This window comes from Bradyrhizobium sp. 45, assembly GCF_023073155.1.
Classification (GTDB): Bacteria; Pseudomonadota; Alphaproteobacteria; order Rhizobiales; family Xanthobacteraceae; genus Bradyrhizobium; species Bradyrhizobium canariense_D.
In genome coordinates, this window is record NZ_JADPIX010000095.1 from 1 (window position 1) to 15,829 (window position 15,829).

The 15,829-nt window shown below is 59.2% G+C and carries 13 protein-coding genes and 3 pseudogenes; 10 read left to right on the forward strand and 6 right to left on the reverse strand.

What is annotated here, in order from left to right; translation table 11 throughout:
• From IVB42_RS14345 to IVB42_RS14365, 5 genes and pseudogenes are all read left to right on the forward strand, one after another.
• Positions 1–358 (forward strand): transposase (locus tag IVB42_RS14345; RefSeq protein WP_247470473.1); only part of this gene is annotated, 358 nt, incomplete at its 5' end.
• Positions 359–2,061: 1,703 nt separating this feature from the next.
• A complete protein-coding gene (locus tag IVB42_RS14350; RefSeq protein ID WP_247470476.1) occupies positions 2,062–2,769 on the forward strand; it encodes a hypothetical protein in 708 nt (235 codons plus the stop codon).
• 123 nt (positions 2,770–2,892) lie between these two features.
• Entirely contained in the window at positions 2,893–4,050 is a 1,158-nt protein-coding gene (locus IVB42_RS14355; RefSeq protein WP_247470479.1) for a Xaa-Pro peptidase family protein, read from the forward strand.
• Positions 4,051–4,535: 485 nt separating this feature from the next.
• On the forward strand, positions 4,536–4,679 hold the full coding sequence (locus tag IVB42_RS14360; RefSeq protein ID WP_247470482.1) for an ATP-binding protein: 144 nt from the start codon (positions 4,536–4,538) through the stop codon (positions 4,677–4,679).
• A pseudogene (locus IVB42_RS14365) lies at positions 4,645–5,074 on the forward strand (IS110 family transposase); the annotation flags it as partial. The gene IVB42_RS14360 and the pseudogene IVB42_RS14365, both read left to right, overlap by 35 nt.
• 266 nt (positions 5,075–5,340) lie before the next feature.
• Here the strand turns inward: IVB42_RS14365 and istB are convergent.
• The gene (gene istB, locus IVB42_RS14370) at positions 5,341–6,084 is read right to left on the reverse strand and encodes an IS21-like element helper ATPase IstB (protein WP_247470485.1); all 744 of its coding nucleotides are present in this window, start codon (positions 6,082–6,084) and stop codon (positions 5,341–5,343) included.
• A gap of 15 nt (positions 6,085–6,099) precedes the next feature.
• Positions 6,100–7,637: pseudogene (gene istA, locus IVB42_RS14375) on the reverse strand (IS21 family transposase).
• A gap of 209 nt (positions 7,638–7,846) precedes the next feature.
• Here istA and IVB42_RS14380 point away from each other — a divergent pair.
• From IVB42_RS14380 to IVB42_RS14390, 3 genes and pseudogenes are all read left to right on the forward strand, one after another.
• Positions 7,847–8,008 (forward strand): hypothetical protein, encoded by a 162-nt coding sequence (locus IVB42_RS14380; protein ID WP_247470488.1) that lies wholly within the window; start codon positions 7,847–7,849, stop codon positions 8,006–8,008.
• A gap of 89 nt (positions 8,009–8,097) precedes the next feature.
• A complete protein-coding gene (locus IVB42_RS14385) occupies positions 8,098–8,601 on the forward strand; it encodes a transposase (protein ID WP_247470508.1) in 504 nt (167 codons plus the stop codon).
• A gap of 330 nt (positions 8,602–8,931) precedes the next feature.
• A pseudogene (locus tag IVB42_RS14390) lies at positions 8,932–9,075 on the forward strand (aldehyde dehydrogenase family protein); the annotation flags it as partial.
• Between the two features lie 296 nt (positions 9,076–9,371).
• Here the strand turns inward: IVB42_RS14390 and IVB42_RS14395 are convergent.
• The 3 genes from IVB42_RS14395 to IVB42_RS14405 form a co-directional block, all read right to left on the reverse strand.
• On the reverse strand, positions 9,372–11,150 hold the full coding sequence (locus IVB42_RS14395) for an ABC transporter permease subunit (RefSeq protein WP_247470491.1): 1,779 nt from the start codon (positions 11,148–11,150) through the stop codon (positions 9,372–9,374).
• 17 nt (positions 11,151–11,167) lie between these two features.
• On the reverse strand, positions 11,168–12,205 hold the full coding sequence (locus IVB42_RS14400) for an ABC transporter ATP-binding protein (RefSeq protein WP_247470494.1): 1,038 nt from the start codon (positions 12,203–12,205) through the stop codon (positions 11,168–11,170).
• 120 nt (positions 12,206–12,325) lie between these two features.
• Positions 12,326–13,432 (reverse strand): ABC transporter substrate-binding protein, encoded by a 1,107-nt coding sequence (locus IVB42_RS14405; RefSeq protein ID WP_247470497.1) that lies wholly within the window; start codon positions 13,430–13,432, stop codon positions 12,326–12,328.
• Positions 13,433–13,677: 245 nt separating this feature from the next.
• On the opposite strand from IVB42_RS14405, the gene IVB42_RS14410 reads away from it, so the two are divergent.
• Together IVB42_RS14410 and IVB42_RS14415 are read left to right on the forward strand one after the other, a co-directional pair.
• The gene (locus tag IVB42_RS14410) at positions 13,678–13,848 is read left to right on the forward strand and encodes a hypothetical protein (protein ID WP_247470500.1); all 171 of its coding nucleotides are present in this window, start codon (positions 13,678–13,680) and stop codon (positions 13,846–13,848) included.
• 130 nt (positions 13,849–13,978) lie between these two features.
• The gene (locus IVB42_RS14415; RefSeq protein WP_247470502.1) at positions 13,979–14,146 is read left to right on the forward strand and encodes an aldehyde dehydrogenase family protein; all 168 of its coding nucleotides are present in this window, start codon (positions 13,979–13,981) and stop codon (positions 14,144–14,146) included.
• A 281-nt stretch (positions 14,147–14,427) separates the two neighbouring features.
• Here the strand turns inward: IVB42_RS14415 and IVB42_RS14420 are convergent, their stop codons facing one another.
• Positions 14,428–15,288 (reverse strand): NADP-dependent oxidoreductase, encoded by an 861-nt coding sequence (locus IVB42_RS14420; RefSeq protein ID WP_346732221.1) that lies wholly within the window; start codon positions 15,286–15,288, stop codon positions 14,428–14,430.
• Positions 15,289–15,829 lie beyond the last annotated feature (541 nt).

Genomic DNA, 15,829 nt, shown 5'->3' on the forward strand with positions numbered 1-15,829 from the left:
GATGACGACGAAGCGCGACCACCTAACCAGGGCGGAGACCGTCACGCTTGCGGTCATCGAACAAAACGTTCCTATGCTGGCCGATGCCCAAGCTCTCGTCGGCCGCTTCCAGGCGATGATCCGAAGGAAGGCCGAGATCGAGCTCGAACCTTGGATTGAAGAATCCAAGGGGAGCCTCATTGCCTCGTTCGCGAATGGAATCGCCAACGATAAGGGCGCGGTGCACGCCGCTATTACGCAACCATGGTCCAATGGCCAAGTGGAAGCGCAGGTCACTAAGCTCAAGCTGGTCAAACGGCAGATGTACGGGCGCGCTAAGCTCGATCTCCTTCAGGCAAGGCTGATTGGCGCGCCATAAAAACAATCACGATCATCGAATATGCGTCAGAGCCCTTATTCCATGCCGAAACACACCCCGCGCGCCTGAATGAACCGGCTTTTATAGATTGTTTCATGGGATACCTGCATTGTCTCATCGTCGAGGTATTCGGCCATTAGCCATCCCGATATCTGTTGAGGCGACCAATGTTCTTGCAGCTTTCGGGCCACGACTCGTTGAAGAGGCATATTCACTGCGAGACGACATGGCTTTGGACGAGACGCCTCTCGCCATGCTCTCCCGTCAGCATTGAGCGGCCGATACTTCTGGCGTCCCCCGTTTCGGCTAATCTCCCGACCTGACGGATGAAGCACCCGGCCCAGTATCTCGGCGGTATTGCGCAGGGAAAGTCCTGCAATTAGCCCCCGCGATATCTCTTCCCGTTCCTGCAGCGATAGGGTCCGGCTAGACCGCCTCCTGGCCGGCGGTGCTATTCCCCCCTTCGACAATAGTACCCCAAAAACCGAAGCAGCATGTCTCCCGAGCGCCCGACCAATATCGCTTAGCGATTGACCGGCCTTCCACCGTCTCCAAAGCTCCGCCTTTTGCTGCGGGGATAAACCAGGTCGACCCAATTGTGCCATCGTGAACCCTCCAGGAACATCATAAAATCATGTTGCGTTCGCCGGTTGAATCCACCGTTGAGATATTGAGCATTGCGCCTCAACCGCCGTCCTGTGTGTCTCGGCCGGGGTACTCTCTCACGTCCCCACCGCCTGCCTCAGGTCGCGCAGGCCCGGGCTGATGCGATCGAGGCGGCGATAGAGGTCACCTAGGACGCGGGCTTTTATTTTAGCCACTATGTCTGAATCGCCAGTCGCACGCGAGGCCATACACCTTTGAACGGGAGTAACCTTTTGTCTGCATTGGAGTAGCCGCAAGCTGGATTCAGCAGGATTGCTGCCTGGTACAGCTTAAGGAATGCCTCGGGGACGGTATGCCTGACCGGACCATACCAGCCGCTCGCGTTCCTCGAGGTTGACCCCGGCACATAGTGTTGTTGAAATACAGTGCATCCGCAGAATGCCACCAGGAAATGCTGCAAGGCTTCCAAACAAAGGACTCCTACGGAAGCTTGGCCGAATTCCCATGCCGTCATTCCCACCCGCAGAAACCTGGAATTCCCGCGCAAGCACTCTGGTCCGGTCTGGATGCTGCGCGGATCCAGGCTCGCCGGGCTGCGTCGCAACCCACCAGATACCCCAAGGTGCCGAGGCCAACGCACCATGGCCGCCGCGTTGGCTTCACGACGTTGTCGCGCTTGCGACGAACTGCATTTACCGAAGATCGCCTGCTTTGAGCGATTTTGGCGTGGCATGCGGGTTGCAAAAGCGTGGTCGGAAAGACAAAGAGGGTGCCAGCCATGATTTACGCCATACCATCTCGTCCGAGTGCGATGCCACATGAGCTAAGCGATCCTGTTGAACCAAATAACGCCCTGTACTGGGCAATCAGACACTTGGCTTGCAATTGAGACCGCGGAGAATGTGCTTTTTGCACAGCGCGCTAGCTGAAGGAATGAAGCAGGGCCGGCTACGATGGGAATTGACCAACTCGCCGCCACCTGCGCCCCAGAGAGGCTCACCTGCCGCTACCACTATGGTTGAGACGATCTACACCTGCGTCAAAGACCGCTCCACCCCAAGCTAGGGAATTCGGTTCTAGTCCGGAATGCTTCGTCAATGACCCCGCAATTATCACGCTCTCTCGGAGTCCTGCACCTCGAACGTGGGGTGCCGTCCGGCGCCGCGCCACCGAAGCCCGCGCCCGGATCGATGCTAAATTCGGCTACCTTCGAGTTCCCGACCATCTTCGAAACAGTCACGGGAGCGTGGGTAGAGAATGTCGTGCGCGGCGATCCAGCTCTTGAGCCATCATTCATCGCTGCCGCCCGGCGGCTCGTCGAGCGAGGTGCCGTCGCGATAAGCTCCACCTGCGGCTTCTCTATCCGGCATCAGCCGGCGGTGGCCAAGTCGACGAATGTACCCGTGGTGATGTCAAGCCTGCTCCTGTTGCCCGCCTTGCTTCGGCAGCTGCCGGCATCAGCCAAGATCGCACTCTTGACCTACGACTCGACGCATGTAGCCGAAGACCTGCTCGGGGTTGATGATCCAGCCGGGCGGGCGAGGATCGTGATTGGCGGCATCGAAGGCGGCAAGTTCTGGCACGACGAGCTGAAGCGTCCACCACCACCGATCGACGTCGCAGCGATCGAGAAGGATGTCGCTGCCTGCATCGAGCGACTTTGCATCGCGCACCCAGAGATCGCGATCATCCTGTTCGAATGTGCGGCGTTCCCTCTGGTCTCGCCGGCGATCCGTCGCATCACGAAGTTGCCTGTCTACGACATCACAGACCTTTGCAGACTGACGATGGCGTCTATCGCATGATAACGGCGGCAACAGACTTAGACGGATTCTTCGCAACCAAAGGTCGACTAAAGCAACTTTTCGTTGCTGCGTCGCTTCCATGCCCAGCATTGCCGTCATGCAGTGAGCTCAGGAGAAACCGTGATGCCCGCATTTGATCAACAGGAATATCGCGAACGTACGGCTCGGCTGCGCCAGCGAATGGCGAAGCACGGCATGGACGCAATGCTCGTCTTTAACGAGGCTAACATGAATTATCTCACTGGCTACGATGGATACTCAGATTACGTCCCGCAAGTCGCGCTTGTGAGTCAAGACGAGGAAGATCCGTGGCTGATCTTGCGCGAGATGGACGTTGCATGCGCAACGGTCACATCCTACCTGCCGCCGTCACGCCTACTCAATTATTCCGAGAGCTACATCGGTTCGGACCAGCGGACACCGTGGCAGCCGATTGGAGATATGATCCGCGAACGCACCAAATCAAGGCACATCGGGGTCGAATTGACGGCAAAACATTTCGGGGTGAAGGCCCAAGCGAGCCTCGCCAAAAACCTGGACCTTTCAAAGAGCATCGATGCCGATGGCCTTATTTTCAAGCTGAAGCTGCTGAAATCTCCTGCTGAGATCGCCTACATGGAGCAGGCCGGAAAAATCGTCGATAGGGCCATGAGAGTCGCCCGATTAGGTGTCGCTCCCGGCGCGCGAGAATGCGACGTAGCAGCAGCCATCATGCACGCGTTGTGTACGGGCACACCGGAATTCCCGGGTCATGCTTCTCGCATCTATCCGACCATGCCGACCGGACGCCCGGCGACTGCTCCGCATCTCAAGTGGACCGACGGGAGCTATGCGACGAATTGCCAGACCAATTTTGAACTAGGAGCCTTTCGCCACCGCTATTGCTGCGCATTGTCCCGGACCGTCTTCTTAGGTGAGCCGTCCGCTCGGTCACGGCACCTGCACCAGGCCGCGCTTGACGGCTTTTTGGCTGCTTTCGAAATGATTCGGCCTGGAGTAACATGCGGAGATGTCGACCGAGCGTTCCGGCGCAATTTTAGCTCTCGGGGCTTACGCAAAGAATCTCGAATCGGCTACTCCCTCGGGAATGATTGGCCTGACGGCGGCGCGAGCCTACAGGATGAGGATGAGACTTTACTCCAAACCAACATGACTTTCCACTTGATCATTGGCATCTGGGAGAAGGACGACGGCTATGTCTTTAGCGAGACAGTGCGCGTGGCTGACAACGGCGCGAAATCGCTGAGCAGCATGACGCGAGACGTGCTGGTTAACCGCTGAGATAACCGTCTGCAAGTGCATCGACCTCAGCGACGTCCGATGAAGATGCTCCAAGGACTATTCACTTCTGCAGCCTTGACTGGACTCAGAATGAACGATGCCATTGTTGACGCGGCGAATAAGCAATTCGCATCGGACTACTTCGAGGCACGTCAAAGCTTCCGTGGTGCGTTAGGGAGGCCTCAGTTGGCGAACCGGTAATCTATCCGTCCCCAGCCCATCGGCCTCGTGGAAGAGAACTCTCAACGGATGTTGGGTGGGTTGGCGATCGACGCGCCCCGAAGGTAGGAATTTTGGTATCGGCTACACATGGCGTCAAAGGTGATCAGGAGCGAAGTAGCGCCGATCGGTGACCTCAAGGAGTGTGGAATGGCATGTGTTAACATCGTCTCTCCTTTCTTCCGTGGTAGTAATCCGTGCCGCGGATGTTGCCGTGTCGGATCGATGGACCGTCCGGCGGTCTCTCGTTTACGTACGCGCCATCGATGTTGCGATACTTCGATGTGATCGCGCCCTCGCTCGCCCTCGCGCGGGACGATGGCCGCCATGCCCGCCTGCTCAAGACTCTGGCGCGCGTCGAGCTCCTGATCCTTGATGGTGTGGACGGCCTCACCTCAACGGCAACATAGTGCCAAGGCGTGGTCGCCAGAGCGCCACAAAGAAGGGAGAGCGTCCGCAATGAAGTTTATCAGAATAGGCGCTGATCTCGCCAAAAACTATTTTCAGACCACGCGCTATCCAACGAGGATGCACCAGCCATAAGGCGCAAGCTGACGCGCCGGACGATGCGCAAGCTTTTCCCCAAGATCGAGCCATGCCACATTGGCATGGAAACTTGCGGCTCAGGGCATTATTGGGCGCGCGAATTGAAGTCCATGGGACACGATGTATCTCTGATGCCGCCGGCCTACACAAAACCTATGTTAAGCGGGGTAAGAACGATGCCGTCGATGCGGAAGCCATCTGTGAGGCGGTGCGCGAGCTGCTCCTCAAACAGCGAACGATGAGCGTGAACGCTCTACGCTGCGCATTCCAGGGATGGTGATCAGGTGTTCCAGGCGATGGTGATCACGGATTCCAGTGATCGCGATCAGGTGCGGAGGCGAACACGGCTGACGATTGCATCTGGGCTCGAAATAGTCTCCTCGTCAAGATTGGCGGGTTGGTTTGGAGATCGTCCCGGCGGTCCATGGGCGGGCCCCGTGCGCGGCGCGGAGTGGCCCCACGAGCGACGTAGCGACGCGCGCGGGAGGGGCCTGTGGGCCGGCGGGGCGATCGTGCGCGAGGTGCTCACGGTTTTTTCTTTTCGCCAGCCTGACGCCGTAGACTGTCGCCCTTGAGCTCGATGCGATGAGCATTGTGAATGATGCGATCCAATATCGCATCGCCGAGGGTGGGGTCGGCAATGACATCATGCCATTGCGACACGGGCACCTGACTAGTGATCAACAACGATCCCTTGTCGTAACGATCATCGACGATCTCGAGCAGATCACGGCGCTGGTCGGCGGTGAGCGGTTCGGGTCCCCAGTCGTCGAGGATGAGGAGATTGACGCGCTCCAGGGCAGCGATCAGGCGCGCCAGACGGCCTTCGCCGCGCGCCTGGGCGAGATCGGCGAACAGGCGGGATGTTCGCTTGTAGAGGACGGAAAAGCCGTCGCGGCAGGCCTTGTTGCCGAGCGCGCAGGCAAGCCAGGACTTGCCGGTGCCGGTTGGGCCGACAATGACCAGGTGGTTGCTGTCACGGATCCATTGACAGGTGACGAGGTTCTGGAAGAGCGAACGATCGAGACCACGGGCGGTGCGATAATCGACGTTCTCGATGGTGGCGGCTTGACGGAGCTTGGCACTGGTCAAGCGGCGCGTGAGGCGGCGGTTGTCGCGGGCGGTGACCTCGCGATCGACGAGGAGGCCGAGCCAATCGGCGTGCGGCATCTCGGCCGCCTGGGGATTGTTCTGCAGTTCAGTGAGGCCATCGGCCATGGCGGCGAGGCCGAGTGCGCGCAAGCGATCGACGGTGGGGTGAATGAGCATGCTGATCTCTCCTGATCAATTGTAATAGTTGCGGCCACGGATGTTGGTGTGGAAGAGGATGGGCGCCTCCTCGGCGGGAGGCGCGGTTCTGTCGGTGCCGTTCTTGAGGATGGCAGCGACCGATTTGTACGACCGGGCGTTGAGCAGCAGCGCCCGGGCACAAGCGGCATCGACGCGTTCCTGGCCGTAGCGCTTGACCAGCCCGAGAATGCCGATGGCCGAGCGGAAGCCCTGTTCCGGATGTGGCCGCGATCGCAGGATGACGTCGATCAGCGTCTGGGCATCGGGACCGACTTTGGCGGCTTCCGAACGAATGCGCTCAAGGGTCCAGTCGCGATAGCGGCGATGTGAGCTCGGCATATGCTCGGGAATCGTGGTCGGGCGATGTGGCAAGGTGCTGCGCAGATGCGAGGCCACCCGCTTGCCGCGGAGAAATATCTCGACGGTCTTTTGGGTGATGCGGGCCTCAACCTCCTGATGAACGAGGTTGTGAGGGACGCTGTAGTAATGCTTGGCGATCTCGATGTGATAATCGAGGTTGACCCGGCAGCGCTTCCACTCGGCGTACTCGTACGGCTCATCCGGCAAAGGGGTCAGCGCCGGACGATCGAGCTCCTCGAACAGGTCGCGGCGACTTCGTCCCCAGCTGCGCAACGGTCGATCGTTCAGTTCGACAAGGAGCGCGTGGATCGCCTCATTAAGGGAGGCGAGTGAGAAGAAGCGGCGGTTGCGCAAGCGCGCCAGAATCCATCGCCCGACGATTTGGACCCCGACTTCGACCTTGGCTTTGTCGCGCGGCCGATACGGCCGCGCTGGAACGATGGCGGTGCGGTAATGGCGGGCGAGATCGGCATAGGTCCGGTTGACCATCGGCTCGTGGAAGCAAGCCCGGGTGATACCGGCCTTCAGATTGTCGCTCACCGTCTGGCGGGCCACGCCGCCGAAAAAGGCAAAGGCCGAACGTGCGAGGCGATCCAGTCCGGCAGGCTCTGGCTGAGGCTGGCCTCGGCGTAGGTGTAGTTCGAGGCGCCGAGCACGGCGACGAAGATCTGCGTGCTGCGTACCTCACCCGTGAGCCCGTCAACCACCTCCATTGTGTGGTCGGAATAGTCGACGAACAGCTTCTCGCCGGCGACATGGACCTGGCGCAGGGTCGGTTTGAGGCGGCCGGCCCATTCCTTGTAGCGTTCGCAGAACCATGAGTAGCTGAAGCTGTCGGAGCTTGCGTCGCAATACTCCTCCCACAACAGCATCAGCGTGACGTTCGGGCGCCGCAGCTCGCGATGCACGAGCGCCCAATCCGGCTGCGGACGTTCCTCGCTGGGCCGATCAGAGGGTGGCGGATACAGGCGGTTCTCGAGCCGGACATCGTCATCCAGCTCTGGCCGCAACGGCCAGGTCAGGCCGGCGCGGCGGGCGCGGTTGAGGTACTTGCTGACCGTGCCTTGGGCCAAGCCGAGGCTGCGGGCAACGGCGCGTTGCGACATGCCGACGCTGTAGTGCAGGCGTAGAACTTCACGAATGTGGCGCAGGGACAGTCTCTCTGTCGGCATCTCGATCCTCTGCGGTTGGGCAAAAGACCAAGGTAGCCGGGTTGCAGACTGTCAGCGGTGCGCGCCTCCCCGTTGCCCCCGATCATGATCGCTGGAAATAGCGATCACGATCGGCTGGAAACGATGATCACGATGCTCTGGAATGGGTGATCACGATGGCCTGGAATCGGTGATCACGATCGGCTGGAACACGCACTCTACGCGGCCACTTGGCCGAATTCGGTCTTGTCGTCGCCAAGGGCACCGGCCGTGTCGACGAGCTCTTGGGCCTCGCAGAAGGCGACACGACTCTTCCGGACGCGGCTGTCCTGGCGGCAAAGGTTCTCGGTCAGCAAATTGATGCGCTCGGAAGCGCGCTCAATGATTTATAGAGAGGAAGATCGCAACGGTTCACGCGCTCAGCGAGACGAGCCGTTCGCTTGGAGAACTTCCCGGCACTGGCAAGCTTGTTGCCTCGGTAATTGCAGCCAGTGTACCGGACCCAGGCGTATTCAATTCCGGGCGCGATTTTGCTGCCTGGCTGGGGCTAACGCCCAGGCAAATTTCGAGCGGGGGTAGACCGACTCTCGGAGCCATCACCAAGGCGGGGAATCGATACATAAGGAAGCTACTTGTTCTCGGAGCAACATCACTTTTAAAGGTTGTCGAGAAACGCCGCGGCGGCTTGCGCGACTGGATTGTCGGGCTCTTGGCAAAAAAGCCGGCGCGGCTTGTGACCGTCGCCCCCGCCAACAAGCTCGCTCGGATCACCTGGGCAATGATGAAAACCGGAGAATGCTTCCGCACTGAGATGTTTGCCAAACCTCGAACCGAGTGTCGGACAGCCGCGCGTGTCGCCCCGAAAGGGAGAAAGCGCCAGGCCAGCTGGATCATCTCACGCCGGCCCCGGGCATTGCCGGGCGTACAAGGCCCTTCTCTCGTCTCCTTGCCGCTCTCGCCGGGTGTGGAAGGAAGGTCCGCGTAACGCGCGACCGCTCTACGATCTCGCAATTTGCCCGCAAAAGATCTCACTTACGAGCATATCCGCTGTTCGATTCCAACGTCGATGATCCGCGCCAGCAATTTGACGCGCGTGCTCTCCGCCCCGGGAATCCTGCAAACGCTTAATCAAGCCGCCTCGATGTCCCTGATCTGCGAAGGCGGACCACGCCCCGGCACATCTCGGCCACTGTATTGGGCGGCAGAGGCTGTCAGTCGGCCTGCAATATTGGCTCTGACTCATATGCGGAATGGCCCGGGCTGCAATATCTTTCTCTGGTTGAACGGCGGATTCAATCGGTCGTCGCAACACTCGAAGGTCGCGGCGATGAAGATCGGAGACGGCACCGAGTAAGGGGTTTTGCAGGGGCCACTCATCAACATGGAAGCTATCGACAAGGTCGAGCGGCACATCGCTGACGCGGTGGAGCGCGGCGCCAGGGTCGTGACCGGCGGCAAGTGGCGATTGGTGCAATAAACGACGCGGCCGCGAATAAATCCTGCAGCTTTCATCCAATCTGCGATGAAGTCAGACGGATTGTGGGGTTGCGCGTATGTAAAGGCGCAGTTTCAGTAGCCGAGCAGAAGCCTCTGTTTTGGGATAAGGATTCGCATTCTTGGGGCTCAAGATTGCAGCATCGGCGTGCAGCTTCATCCCGAATTAATACTGACCCAAGATGGCCATCTGTTGCCGGCGAATTTCTTGCGGCTTGGAGGCGGGCCGAGACCTTCGAGAACGCGTCCTACCTGCTTCGCTCATGCTCCGGGCTTGGAAAGCGCGCCATGAGCGCTCGGCTTTGGCCGCCAACCCGTGACGTAGATGGCGATTAGCCAAAGTACCGGCAACAATATGAGCAGCGATGCCACCGCGGCGATCGTCGGATCGATTTGGTTTCGCATGTTCTCCCACATCTTCAGCGGCAAGGTGCGGATCGAGAACCCACTTACCAGGGACGTCTTCACCACCTCGTCGAACGAATGGATGAAGGCAAACAAGGCACCCCCGATCACGCCCGGCCGTATAAGCGGCAACGTTATCCGCCTGAACGTTTGCAGCGGCCCAGCCCGCATGCTTTGCGCTGCTTGCTCCAGCCGTCGGTCGAAATTTGCCAGCGTCGCCGAGACGATCACCACGACATAGGCGCACGCGCCGATGCTGTGGGTCAGAATGATACCGGTTTGCGTGCCGATCAGTCCCAAGTTGAGAAGTCCGAGATAGGCTGCAATGCCAACAACGATGCTTGGAAATGTAATTGGTGCCAGCATCACCATAGTAAGGAAGCTCCGCAACCGCGAAGAGCTACGGTTGAGGCCATAAGCCGCAAGCGTCCCGACAACCGTCGAGAGGACAGCGACTACAATCGCGATTTGGATGCTGGTCCAGGCCGCCTCGGTCCAGGATGGATCGCCGAAGAAGGACCGGTACCATTTCAGCGAAAGGCCCGAGGGCGGGAATTCCAGGAATGTGCCGTCGCTGAAGGACATGATAACGACCACGACGCTCGGAAACAGCAGGTAGAACATGACCAGTCCGACGAACACGGCACCTACGATTGTCCACCAGGGGGTCTCGGCCCGCGCCTGGTAGAGCCTGGCCGTCCAGCGCTTCGCACGATAAGGATACGCCAGCTCTTCGAGATAGAATGTCAGGGAGCCGAATGATGGAAGTCTGCGCCGCCAGGCCACTCGACCAAACCGGGTTGCGGAGACCCGCGTCGCAGAAAGATCGAGGCCAACAATTGAGAGCACGACCGCGGCGATGCCCAGAAGAATGAAAGCCGAGGTCGCAGTGGATGCCATGTTGAAGGAGCTTGCGACTTGCGCGGCAATGAAATTCGACAGCATGGCATCACGTAATCCGCCCAGGGCCGCTGGTGTGATGTAGAAGCCGAGACAGAGCACGAAGACGAGCAATGATCCGCTGCGAACGCCCGGCAGGCTCATTGGGAAGAAGACACGCCAGAAGGCGGCAAGCGGGGTGGCTCCCATACTGCGAGCGGCTGCCATCAGCGACTTGTCTATGCCCATCATCACGCTGACCAACGGCAAAATCATTAGGGGCAGCATGATATGCACTATCCCGACATAGACGGCCATGCGACTGTAGATAAGCTGCAATGGGCTGGAGATCAGGTGCAGATCAAGCAGCAGGTTGTTGATGAGGCCGCGGTCGCCGAGGATCACAATCCACGCATAAGTGCGCACCAACAGACTGGTCAAATACGGAATGACGACGAATATGAGGAGCACGGTACGCAGGCGCTTCGAGACGGCACTTATCAGGTAAGCCGTGGGATAACCGATGATGATGCAGATGGCGGTGGCCACCATGCTCACTTCAATCGTCTGGAAGAGCACGCGGACATTCGCCGGCTGACGAAGAAATGCCCGGTAATTGACCAGCGAGAAGTCAGGCGCGTTGAGGCTGGTCAAGAAGAGTAGAAAGGTGGGTATGCCGAACACAACAAGCAAGATCGCGAAGGCTGGCACGGTCAAGCCGATAGGCATTCGGCCCAGACTTTTAAGCCGTTCCATGGGCTGCTCCCTCCCCGTCATCTTGCGACGAAGCGCACGTCGGATCGCAACCAGTGGAGCTGGACTTCGTCCCCGGGCCTGAAGACATCCTGGCCCGCTGCAACATGCTCGCGGACGACGAGCGCGCTACTCGCGACACGTACCCGGTATTTGCGCAAAGCTCCCGCATAGACCATGTCGACCACAGTGCCGGTCACGGACTGGCGCAGCGCGGCATCAGCGTAATTCAATTCTGCACCAGCGGTGAGACGGACACGTTCAGGCCGGATCATGGGGATTGTGCCCGCTGGCTGTGCTCCAGCGGTTTCAATCTTGAAACAAGCGTCTTCCAGGCAATTGGATTCGCCCAGAAAATTGGCGACAAAGCGGGTCGCCGGACAATCGTAGAGAGCCTCGGGCGTATCAGTCTGCTCGATTTGGCCATCGCGCATAACGACGATGCGATCCGACATTGTGAGCGCCTCCTCCTGATCGTGGGTGACGCTGACGGTGGTAATGCCGAATTCCTTGTGTAGGCTCTTGATCTCGCCCTGCATTTGCTCGCGCAGATTGCGATCGAGCGCACCGAGCGGCTCGTCAAGCAGCAGGATCGGCGGGTCGGCAATGACCGCGCGGGCAAGGGCCACGCGTTGCTGCTGACCGCCACTCAGCTGCGACGGCATGCGGTTACTAAAATCGCTGAGGTGGACGCGTTCAAGGATACGGTCAACTCTCGCTCTCCGCTCGGCTGCCTTGATACCGCGCATCTCGAGCGGAAAGTCGAGATTCCGGCGAACCGTGAGATGCGGAAACAGGGCGTAGCTCTGGAACACGATGCCCTGATCGCGACGGTAAGAGGGAACTGCCACGACCGATTTCCCGCAGATCCTGATGTTTCCCTTGGTGGGCGCTTCGAAGCCGGCGAGAAGCATCAGAGTTGTCGTCTTGCCCGAACCGCTGGGGCCTAGAATGGTCAGGAATTCGCCACGATAGACGATCAGAGACACATCCCTCAGCGCGGTGATGGGACCATAGGTCTTTGTGACACTGCTGAATTCGATCTGCGCCGGGATCAATTGTTGCTCCCCTGATACGGACCGGGATATTGGAGTGTGCGCGAACTCGGAAACTCAACTATCCGATAGATCGATCCGTGAGGTACATGGTTGGAGCACTCTGATCGGTCGCATCATGTATCAGAGCAGAACCCATTCGTTCCAGCGCTGGCGCAGGCGCTCGGCATTTGAGAGGCCGCCCGCACCAATCTCGCTGTACCAGCTCGTCTTAAGAGGAACGCTGGTTGCCAAATACTCGGGATAGCTGGAGAGTTTGCGGGCCACATTCTCCGGAATCGTTTTGAACGCGTTTCGGTTGGTCGGGCCGTAGGACATCCGCTGGGCAAAGGCCGCCTGGCGGTCCGCGCGAGTGGCGAATTCGATGAACTTCTGCGCGTTTGCCGCATTAGGGCTCCCCTTCGGGATCGTCCAGTAGTCCCATATCAGTTTGGAATTCTTTCGATTGATCTCAAGTGGCGCCCCCTGGTCCATCAACAGCGTAACGCGACCATCAAAGGCATTGACGAGGTCAGCGGTCTTGTCGTGCATGATCTGCTGGATCTCGGATCCAACCGTCCACCATTTGCGGACGTGCGGCTTTATCTTGTCTAGACTGGCAAAGACGCGGGCGATGTCAATCGGGTAGAGCCCGTCAGCAGGAACACCGTCGGCCAACAGGGCTTCCTCCCAGGGTCCCTCAGAGCCGCGTTGGCCTGACTGGAGCACGCGGACACCAGGGAACGCCTTGACGTCCCAGAACTCCGCCCAGGAAGCTGGCCGCGGCCGATCTGCCGGAAATTTTTGGGTATTGTAGACCATCACATTCGCGTAGATGAGCGCTCCAATGCCGAAGGGGTCCTTAGCAAAGTCTACGATCCCTTCGAGTTCTTCTTTCTTATAGATGGAGTAGTCGATCTCTTGGAGATAGCCTTTCCCACTCGCGACACGCGTTGAATTTGCGCTGAGGTCCATGACATCGATGGTAACGTTTTTTGTGGTCACCATCAGCTCAACTTGCGCGAGTGTGGAATCATCGCTGATTGAGGTCACCTTGATTCCTGTTTCGGCCTGGAATGGCTTCACATAGGCCTCGATGTTGGCCTTGCCCCAATCACCCCCGCCGACAGCGACCCGCAGCTCGTCGGTGGGCCGTGCAAAGGCGCGACCAAGGCTGGAATTCAGTGCACCAAGTGCGAGGGCCGACGAACTCGCCTGCATGAGCCGTCTGCGGTTTACCAAAGGGGCCATTCCCTGCGCTCCGACTCGACATTGAATCCGTGTGGAATTCTGCATTTTTGGTTTTCGAAGTACAGTAGCCGCCCGCAGAGATGAATTTCTTCAAAGTCTGGCTTTCTAGCGCAGTAATTGTGCTCCTTGCGGCCTAAGTTTAGTTTTTTCCTGCGCTATGCGCTAGGTGGGCAGACTGCTGTGCTTCTGTTATCCCCGCGAAAGGGCTCAACCAAGCCTGCCTGCCCTACGGCGTCTTCAACCTCGTGCACGGCGACGACGGAAGCAGTCGAGACGCGCTTCACGCACATGCTGATGTTGCGGCCGTGAGTTTCGTGGGCTCTACACAATTCCGCGCTAGATCTACGAAACCGCGACGGCAAGCGTTGTTAGGCGCTCGGCGACGCCGCGAAATGCTGGAGGCCGACATGGACTAAAGTGGGGGCCCCTCATGCACGCCGCTTATGATTCGGCCGACGAGCGCCGTTTGACGATTTCATAGCAGTCCCGATCGCCGAGACAACTGCCGAACGCCTGATCGAAATCTTGGTTCCACAGGTGCGCGCGTTGAACATCGGTCGCGGCACCGATTCCGAAGCCGAGATGGGTCCCTTGGTCACCAAACAGCATCTCCAGGAGGTTTGCGACTATATCGACGCGGGCGCGGCCCAGTGGGCCGAGCTGGCGGTCGATGGGCGCGACGAATGGTTTTCGAGCGCCTCACGACGGATATGAAGATCTATCGAAGACACGAGTTTTTCGCTCGGCGGCGGGAAAGGCGGGAAAGCATGTTTGCTCGGCGACCACCATATGCATGATCAGGAAAGGCATTCGCTTTTATACAAACTTGAAGACAGTCACGAAGGGCCTCACGGGTATTCGGGCCGGAGCCGAATTTGTCCTGCGGACGATGGGTGACTTTTTTGGACGGCGAAGAATGTCCTCCGCGCGCATTTGAGCGCGCCCGGAGTACAGCGTGCCGCAACAGGACTCGAGTGCGGCAAGACTTGGCCGAATCAGGGGCGTGTCCCGAATGGGCCTTGGGAGGTCTTTTGGGGCGCACGCGCCCCAAGCGTCGCGTCGGGGCTTAACTGCACCAACATCTTGCCGAAACTATCGCCGCGCAGCATTTCAGCGAAAGCGGCTGGGATGGCCTCCAATCCCTGGCGGATGTCCTCGCGGTACTTGATCTTACCCGCATTCACCAGGGGCGCGACATAAGCCAACATCTCATCGTGCTTTGCGGCGAATTCGCTGACCGAGAGGTTTCTGACCCTGACGTCCCGCGCCTTGAAGATTGGTTCGCCCGATTTCATCAGCGCTGCGCGCCTGTCAGTGCCTCCGTCCGCATCGCCGTAGTGTGCGATGAGGCCGCAGATGGTCATTCGCGCGTCCTGATTGAACAGCGGAAGTGCCGCCTCGAACACCTTGCCCCCGACATTCTCGAAGTAGACGTCAATGCCGTCTTGGCAAACGGTGGCAAGATCGGCTGACAGAGTGGGCGAAAGGTGGGAGACGCAGACGTGGAAGCCCAATTCCTCGGTCACGAACTTGCATTTGGCCTCACGGCCAGCGATCCCGATGACCCCCGCGCCCCGTTGCTTGGCGAGCTGCCCGGCGATCTGGCCGACCCCGCCCGAAGCTGCCGAAACCACCACGGTCTCGCTTGGCTCAGGCGAGGCCATCAGGTTCATGCCGGCGTAAGCAGTCAGCCCAAGCATGCCAAGCACGCCGACCGAGTGCGAGATGCGTCCCAGGGACGGATCGAGCTTACGCGGGACCATGTACTCCGGCCGCCAGACACCCTCGCCCATGAGCGCATATTCGGACCAGCCATTGGTGTTGAAGACGAAGTCGCCGGCGGCAAATCCGTTCATGCGGCTCTCGATGACCTGAGAGACGGTGCGTGCATGGCAGGGCGCGCCGGCCGGACCAGTGCGCTCCCGCTGATAGTAGACTTGAAAAGGATCGAGAGACACGTAGATGGTCCGGTCAGCGCCTGCCCGGAAGCGGGCACAGGGACCACGCCCTGCTTCAGCACGAACGTGTTCTCCTGTGGCCAGCCCGCCAGAGGCTGCTCTGACAAGGTCCAGTATTGATACCTCATAATTCCTCGCTGCTTGTCGGACACGGCGCTAGTTTGTTGAGCTTCACATCCTTCATTGAACCAGCTCCGCGAATTTAACCAGCCGGGGCAACCCGGCTTCTCCGTCTCGCGTAGGAGTTGGTTCCAACCAACGCTTTGACTACACTAGGCTAGCACTACTTTGGCAGAATGTGTTTTCGCCGCTGTTTTTCAAGGATTTGCTTTCGGCAATGTGGGCACTGCTGGGGCGGCGGCCGAAGGATGAGATCGACGATGGCGTGACGTACGGCGGGCATAGTCGGTTGAGGCGGAGGCCCGTTGATTCTTTTTTT

Bases quoted from the DNA above. Each gene is read 5' to 3' on its own strand.
- IVB42_RS14350 (WP_247470476.1), top strand. From the start codon at position 2,062: ATGACCCCGCAATTATCACGCTCTCTCGGAGTCCTGCACCTCGAACGT.
- IVB42_RS14355 (WP_247470479.1), top strand. From the start codon at position 2,893: ATGCCCGCATTTGATCAACAGGAATATCGCGAACGTACGGCTCGGCTG.
- IVB42_RS14360 (WP_247470482.1), top strand. From the start codon at position 4,536: ATGTTGCGATACTTCGATGTGATCGCGCCCTCGCTCGCCCTCGCGCGG.
- istB (WP_247470485.1), bottom strand. From the start codon at position 6,084: ATGCTCATTCACCCCACCGTCGATCGCTTGCGCGCACTCGGCCTCGCC.
- IVB42_RS14395 (WP_247470491.1), bottom strand. From the start codon at position 11,150: ATGGAACGGCTTAAAAGTCTGGGCCGAATGCCTATCGGCTTGACCGTG.
- IVB42_RS14405 (WP_247470497.1), bottom strand. From the start codon at position 13,432: ATGGCCCCTTTGGTAAACCGCAGACGGCTCATGCAGGCGAGTTCGTCG.
- IVB42_RS14420 (WP_346732221.1), bottom strand. From the start codon at position 15,288: ATGAACGGATTTGCCGCCGGCGACTTCGTCTTCAACACCAATGGCTGG.